This window comes from Dickeya oryzae (assembly GCF_020406815.2).
Taxonomy (GTDB): Bacteria; Pseudomonadota; Gammaproteobacteria; order Enterobacterales; family Enterobacteriaceae; genus Dickeya; species Dickeya oryzae.
The window spans coordinates 1-5,700 of record NZ_CP162671.1 but is presented as its reverse complement, the minus strand read 5'-3'; the positions used below and the strand labels follow the sequence as shown (position 1 = coordinate 5,700).

At 50.2% G+C, this 5,700-nt stretch carries 9 protein-coding genes and 2 pseudogenes; 6 read left to right on the top strand and 5 right to left on the bottom strand.

The window, feature by feature from the left end:
- Positions 1–143: 143 nt before the first annotated feature.
- Together yefM and LF929_RS21050 are read left to right on the top strand one after the other, a co-directional pair.
- A complete protein-coding gene (gene yefM, locus LF929_RS21055; protein ID WP_033569909.1) occupies positions 144–395 on the top strand; it encodes a YoeB-YefM toxin-antitoxin system antitoxin YefM in 252 nt (83 codons plus the stop codon).
- Positions 392–646 (top strand): Txe/YoeB family addiction module toxin, encoded by a 255-nt coding sequence (locus LF929_RS21050; protein WP_226093626.1) that lies wholly within the window; start codon positions 392–394, stop codon positions 644–646. Before yefM ends, LF929_RS21050 begins: the two co-directional genes overlap by 4 nt.
- A 44-nt stretch (positions 647–690) precedes the next feature.
- On the opposite strand, the gene LF929_RS21045 is transcribed toward LF929_RS21050, so the two are convergent.
- From LF929_RS21045 to LF929_RS21025, 5 genes and pseudogenes are all read right to left on the bottom strand, one after another.
- Entirely contained in the window at positions 691–903 is a 213-nt protein-coding gene (locus LF929_RS21045) for a hypothetical protein (protein ID WP_226093627.1), read from the bottom strand.
- A 396-nt stretch (positions 904–1,299) separates the two neighbouring features.
- Positions 1,300–1,515, bottom strand: coding sequence for an MbeD family mobilization/exclusion protein (locus LF929_RS21040; RefSeq protein WP_226093628.1), 216 nt, complete (start codon positions 1,513–1,515; stop codon positions 1,300–1,302).
- Between the two features lie 3 nt (positions 1,516–1,518).
- Positions 1,519–2,016 carry an MbeB family mobilization protein gene (locus LF929_RS21035; RefSeq protein WP_226093629.1) on the bottom strand — a complete coding sequence of 166 codons (498 nt, stop codon included), beginning with the start codon at positions 2,014–2,016 and terminating at the stop codon, positions 1,519–1,521.
- A gap of 34 nt (positions 2,017–2,050) precedes the next feature.
- A pseudogene (locus tag LF929_RS21030) lies at positions 2,051–2,485 on the bottom strand (relaxase/mobilization nuclease domain-containing protein); the annotation flags it as partial.
- 208 nt (positions 2,486–2,693) lie between these two features.
- Positions 2,694–3,017 carry a MobC family plasmid mobilization relaxosome protein gene (locus LF929_RS21025; RefSeq protein ID WP_152605897.1) on the bottom strand — a complete coding sequence of 108 codons (324 nt, stop codon included), beginning with the start codon at positions 3,015–3,017 and terminating at the stop codon, positions 2,694–2,696.
- Positions 3,018–3,652: 635 nt separating this feature from the next.
- Here LF929_RS21025 and LF929_RS21020 point away from each other — a divergent pair.
- From LF929_RS21020 to LF929_RS21005, 4 genes and pseudogenes are all read left to right on the top strand, one after another.
- A pseudogene (locus LF929_RS21020) lies at positions 3,653–3,808 on the top strand (replication initiation protein).
- Between the two features lie 322 nt (positions 3,809–4,130).
- Entirely contained in the window at positions 4,131–4,625 is a 495-nt protein-coding gene (locus LF929_RS21015) for a hypothetical protein (protein ID WP_226093623.1), read from the top strand.
- Positions 4,606–5,202, top strand: a complete 597-nt coding sequence (locus LF929_RS21010) for a helix-turn-helix transcriptional regulator (RefSeq protein WP_226093624.1) — start codon at positions 4,606–4,608, stop codon at positions 5,200–5,202. The genes LF929_RS21015 and LF929_RS21010 overlap by 20 nt, the downstream gene beginning before the upstream one ends.
- The gene (locus LF929_RS21005) at positions 5,195–5,488 is read left to right on the top strand and encodes a hypothetical protein (RefSeq protein ID WP_226093625.1); all 294 of its coding nucleotides are present in this window, start codon (positions 5,195–5,197) and stop codon (positions 5,486–5,488) included. Before LF929_RS21010 ends, LF929_RS21005 begins: the two co-directional genes overlap by 8 nt.
- The last annotated feature ends 212 nt before the right edge of the window (positions 5,489–5,700 follow it).

Here is a 5,700-nt window from a genome sequence, read left to right as displayed (position 1 = left end):
GCCTGACGCCGGTTTTAGTCACTCTTCCCCCGGATTGGGACCGTGGTCCCAATCCATTGATTTTGTGCATGCACAAAATCCCCGTCATAGACCTTGCTCAAAACCCCATTCAATGTACAATTATTTGTACAAAGGAGGTTATTATGAGAACAGTAAGTTACAGCGAAGCCCGGCAGAACCTGTCCGACACCATGATCCAGACCGTAGAGGACAAGGCACCGGTGCTGATCACCCGTCAGAATGGGGAATCCTGCGTGCTGATGTCCCTTGATGAATACAATGCGCTGGAAGAAACCGCCTATCTGCTGCGTTCGCCAGCAAACGCCCGCCGACTGATGAATGCCATCGACAGCCTGAAAAGCGGCAAGGGTCAGAACAGGGATATCATTGAGTGAAACTCACATGGTCTGAGGAAGCCTGGGAAGACTACCTGTACTGGCAGGAAACCGATAAAAAGATGGTGAAGCGGGTGAATGAACTGATCAAGGATGCCAGCCGGACACCGTTTTCCGGCAAAGGCAAACCCGAACCGCTGAAACATAATCTCGCCGGTTTCTGGTCACGCCGCATCACCGCCGAGCACCGGCTGGTTTATGCCGTCGAGGACGATGCCTTACTGATTGCATCGTGCCGCTACCATTACTAAAAAAGCCCGCCAAGCGGGCTTTTTCGTTTCAGTTCTGAATGCCTTTAGGGATGTGATGGCCCGGCCAGCTCCTGATGAAAGGCGGCAAATAATGCATCAATTCGCTCCTGCAACAGGAATGACAACACCTCACGAACGGAAGGATGGGGTATTTCCAGCACGGCATAAATCAGCGCCCGGCACTGGTCTATCAGGTCTTCAAACTCGATATTGTGGTCATAACGGGGAAGTTCGTGGCATGTCGAATTACTGCACATGGTGGTTTGCTCCATCGAGAGTTAAAAACCACCACCCAAAGTGAGATTTTTGGGTGGTAGCCCAGACGGGGATCTCACTACCGGCTCGTTGGACTCCGGCCAGCCCGAAGGCTGCCCCGCCTGAGCCACCATAGAAGACAGGTGCGCAAAGGCAGACGGCACCAGAAAGCGATATACGCGGTGCCGACAACGAGTACGGGGTGAGATGCCCGATCACCGTTTAGCGGTGACTGCACGACTATAAAGTGGAACAGATGATTGTCAACGACAAGGATGAAAGGGCGTAAAGGCGCTACAACTCCATCGAGCGTCCCGGAGAGTGCCGCTGACGTGCCTGCTCCCGCTCCTTTTGAAGCTGAAGTGAATGCTCGTGCTGTCGGCGCTGTTCAGCAACATTCAGCCGCTCGATAACCGGCGCAGCTGCTCGCTCAAACTCTGCACCTGCCTGCTCAAGCTCGTGACGCGCTCGTTCAGTGCCGCGTTCTCCCGTTGCATAAGTCCACACATCGTCCGCCATTCCCCGAAGGCGCTCTCCCACTCGTCCAGCCTTTGCGAGTAGTCCTGCTGTAGCTGCTCTAAGGCGCTCAATAACTGTTTTTCCAGCTCGGTCATGCTCTACTCCCGTACCAGTTTCACGGCGTGCTGTTTCCCGTTGTCCGCTGTCCAGCCCGTTTCCGCTTTCATGCCCTTCGGCAGTACCAGAAACCGCCCGTTGCTGTCGCTCTGGTAGCTCACGCCCCACGTTTTCTCGTTCATCTTTGCCAGCGTGTCCGCCTGTTGGCTGAGGGCTTCCGTATTCTGGATGATTTTCTGCCCCTGCCACCACAGCACGCTCCCGCTCGTGGCGATGAGCAATACCGACACCATCGTGATGGTCAGCCATGTCCGCCCGACCATACGCAGCACGCCTGTCCGGTTCGACTGCATGGCCAGGGTCATACTCCTCTCGTGGTCGCGGATAGCGTCGCTGATTCTCTTCCCGCTTTCGTTCAATGCCTGTTTTACAGACGCTTCGTGCTCGCTGAATACGGTCTTCAGCATCTCGCCGGTACTCTGCTGCTGCGCTTTCGATTTCTGCTCTAAGTCCTTCGCCAGCGTTAAAAGACTGCTCATAAATGGCTCCCCTCAGTCGGATATTTCGCCCCCCGTCCGGGTCGGCAATGCTGATACTGCTTGTCGTGGTACGCACCACCTCAAAACCGGCCACTTCCAGCGCCTCCGTCACGTCCTGCCGCGTTTTCAGCGCCCCGGATGAAGCAAGGGCCAGCAGACCCCGTGTAATCGCTTCTGCGGCCTCCTGCTTCGTTTTGGGCAGGGCTGACGGCGTAACCAGTACCCGCCGGTTTTCCGGCGCGTTCGGGTCGTGCAGGCCCAGACTGCCGTTGACCACCGTCTGCCACGCATCGATGCGCGGCCGGTCGGCCCGGTCGTAATACGGCTGGAGGCGTTTCCCGGTCAGCAGTTCGGTAGTGGGAACGAGGAAATTCAGTTCCAGCCGCCCTTTGTCGGTGTGCTCCACCCACAGGATGCTGTACTGGTCTTTATCGAGTCCGGGCATCAGAACCTGCTCAAAGCTGGCCATCAGTTTTTCACGCTGTCCGGGCGGTAAATCGGCCTCCGCAAATGACAGCACCCCGGAGGTGTATTTCTTCGCATACGGCGAGGCGTCGATAAGCTCCCGGACTTCTTCCGGTTTCCCCTGAAGAACACTCGCCCCCTCGCGCTGCCGGTCTTTTCCCAGCAGATAATCCACCGGCCCGGAGCCGCCGCCACGCCCGCGCGCATGGAACTTAACAATCACCGTCAGACTCCTTTGCCAGTACCGCATGACGCAGCCTGTCCAGCCCGGCATCAATCGCCATCAGCGCCGCCACAATCTGTACCCGGTCATGGCCGGTGCCGCCTCCGGCGTTAACCTTCCGGGCTATCTGGTTCAGGTTATTACCCATACCGGCAAGCTGGCGTAACAGCGCCGGAGAGAGTGACGGCAGTTTGCCGGTGCGCGACGGTTTCTCATCAAGACACGTCTGCCGCATCCATGCGGCCAGTTGTTTGCCGTCACAGCGCTCCAGCAGTCGCCGGTGTTCCTCGTCACTGACCCACATGGTCAGCATCTTGTTGCGTTTCTCGGCCAAAAAGCCCTCCTGATAACCCCGGAGCGGACAGGAAATCTTTCCTGTTCGGTGCGGGGTTAGACAAGCCGCAGGCGCGTCAGTGTGTTTGGCGGGTTTCGGGGCGCAGCCCTGAACCAGTCACGGAGCGCTAGCGGAGTGTATACTGGCTTGATATGCAAGCATAAAGCAGGCTGACAGAAAAGGAGTTCTCTGAGGCAGGAGAAACAGGAGGCATCAGCGCGTTACGCGAGACATAACAGTACCGTGGCTCTTCCGCTTCCTCGCCTGTTCGCTCGCTACGCTCGGTCACAGGACTGCGGCGAGCGGTGGGGGTTAAAAAACAGGAGATATCGATACAAGGGGAAAAGAGCACAGCCCATAGCAGCACAAGCCAAGGCGCTTTTCCAAAGGCTCCGCCCTCCTGACAAGCATCACAAAAAATGACGCTCAAGCCAGAAGTGGCGAAACCCGACAGGACTTAAAGATCCCCACCGTTTCCGATGGGTCGCTCCCTCGTGCGCTCTCCTGTTCCCACCCTACAGTCTCCCCGCATCATTCCGCTGTCATGGCCGCGTTTTCTCATTCCACGCCGGATGCTGGGGTCTGGTTAGGTGGTTCGCTCCAAGCTGGGCTGTATGCACGAACTCCCCGTTCAGCCCGACCGCTGCGCCTGCTCCGGTAACTAGTCACATGATTCCAACCCGGACAGACACGACTTATCGCCACTGGCAACGGCCATTGGTAGCTGGTTTCACGGAGCGGGATTACATACATTTGTATGTAGTTCTTGAAGTAGGAGCCTGACTGCGGCTACACTGGAAGGACAGTATTTGGTATCTGTGCTCCGTTATTAGCCAGTTACCACGGTTCAGAAACTTGCCGGTTTACTGAACCTTCGAAAAACCACCTGCCAGGGTGGTTTTTTCTTTTAAATCCGATAATGCTCTGTCACACATAAAAGATCAAATAATACTTCCACGCACATCGGCAAAAAAAAGAAGCAAAAAACATACATAAAACGGATCTTTCACTTATTATCAATAGATTAAGAGCACTCTTAATTTAGATGTATAGTGACACACAAACAAAAAAAGTTAACTTATAAGTTAAATCATGCCTATTATACTGGAAGATGTGAAAATATCTGGCCATCCTGGTCCAGTGGAAATTTTTAAAGTGACGCCAAATTCATGGAAAGTGCTCAAATGTTTTTCCAGTACAACCCCAAAAGCAAATCTTCATGAAGACATCAAAAAGCTACAGCCTCCAGACAAGGCCAAAGCTAAAAATTTGTTCACTGTTCTAGGACAGAAGTGTGAACCCGGAAAGCCATTAAATGAAATGTACGACAAGAAAAGACTCCATTGCGCTTTAGAGTTTTCTTATAAAAACACAAAAGGCGAACATGTTATAGATCACGTATGGAGAATAAGGCAAGATGAATTAAGGTTATATTTCATATACTTACATGAAAAAACAATAGTTTTATTACACTTATGGTACAAGCGAGAAGACGATCTGAGTGATTCACAAGATAAGCACTTAGGAAAGCTTGCAGAAGCGATATTGTTACAAGTAGAGGAAGAAAATGATAAAAGAAAATCTTAATACAGAAATCACTGAAAACTCAGAATTTGATTTCTTTGACTTTTCTGATGTAGACCCTTTCTTTACTAAAAAAAATGCTGTGGCCAATGAGTTATTAGCATTAATTTCTCATGAAAATATTTCAAGAAGTCAACTTTGCGAAAAACTGAATTGGGCTCCAAGTAGACTATCGAAAGTATTATCTGGCGAGCAAAACATTACAGTAAAAACAATCACAGCCATATCTCTAGCCCTAGGTTATGACTTTTCCATTTACTTTCATAAAATATATAAAAAAGAAATGGTTCAGCCATGGGAAAAATCATCTTACATATCTAATATTTTGCAAATCAACACAATAAGCGAAATAAAAAAACACAAACTAACCGTACATATCCAAAGCAAAGAAGATGTCATGATGGATTTATTAAATGGTCGAGGGAAAGAAAGTTATATATCTGTGTCATTAAACGAAAAGGCAATCAAAAACAAAGAGATAGAAAAAAACAAAACCAATGAAAACACATTAATATTTAGTGGGCTACCCAGCCTAAAAACGTTTAACGTAACACCAAAAATGGTAAATAGTCATGGCTAAGAAAAAAGGTTCCATCGTATACAGCGAAAATCACAAGACGGTTTACTGTGATCACTTGATCAGGTTTGGATTTGGACCGGTGGTATCAAAGCTAGACTTCGGAACAATTAATGACATAGAGATTGGAGACGAACACGCATCTATTCAGACAACCATAATAATACCAACGACTAACTTAATGGATGTAATACCACTATTAAATGAGCAGTCAAAAAAACCAGAAACAAAAAGAGAAATAATTTCTAAGCTTAATGAAATTATTTCTAACTTAGAAGAAGAAAAGTAAATCGACTAATTTATGAGTAAAATGTAAAAATATTTACCATAACACCTGTTCCACGCACCGCCCCCGACGCCCTCCGCGTAGTTTGGGGGCCAAACCGCTAAAAACCAGCCTGTTCTCCCCCGCAAACGGCCCGCGAGCGCCCGGATAATTTTTCCGCCACTGCATGATTATGCACGGTACGGACGAGAGGCCGGTTTCATCCGGGATCAGCA

Excerpts from the sequence above, each read along its gene's own strand:
- LF929_RS21045 (WP_226093627.1), bottom strand. The coding sequence starts at position 903 with ATGTGCAGTAATTCGACATGCCACGAACTTCCCCGTTATGACCACAAT.
- LF929_RS21040 (WP_226093628.1), bottom strand. The coding sequence starts at position 1,515 with ATGACCGAGCTGGAAAAACAGTTATTGAGCGCCTTAGAGCAGCTACAG.
- LF929_RS21025 (WP_152605897.1), bottom strand. The coding sequence starts at position 3,017 with ATGCTGACCATGTGGGTCAGTGACGAGGAACACCGGCGACTGCTGGAG.
- LF929_RS21015 (WP_226093623.1), top strand. The coding sequence starts at position 4,131 with ATGCCTATTATACTGGAAGATGTGAAAATATCTGGCCATCCTGGTCCA.
- yefM (WP_033569909.1), top strand. The coding sequence starts at position 144 with ATGAGAACAGTAAGTTACAGCGAAGCCCGGCAGAACCTGTCCGACACC.
- LF929_RS21010 (WP_226093624.1), top strand. The coding sequence starts at position 4,606 with ATGATAAAAGAAAATCTTAATACAGAAATCACTGAAAACTCAGAATTT.
- LF929_RS21005 (WP_226093625.1), top strand. The coding sequence starts at position 5,195 with ATGGCTAAGAAAAAAGGTTCCATCGTATACAGCGAAAATCACAAGACG.
- LF929_RS21035 (WP_226093629.1), bottom strand. The coding sequence starts at position 2,016 with ATGAGCAGTCTTTTAACGCTGGCGAAGGACTTAGAGCAGAAATCGAAA.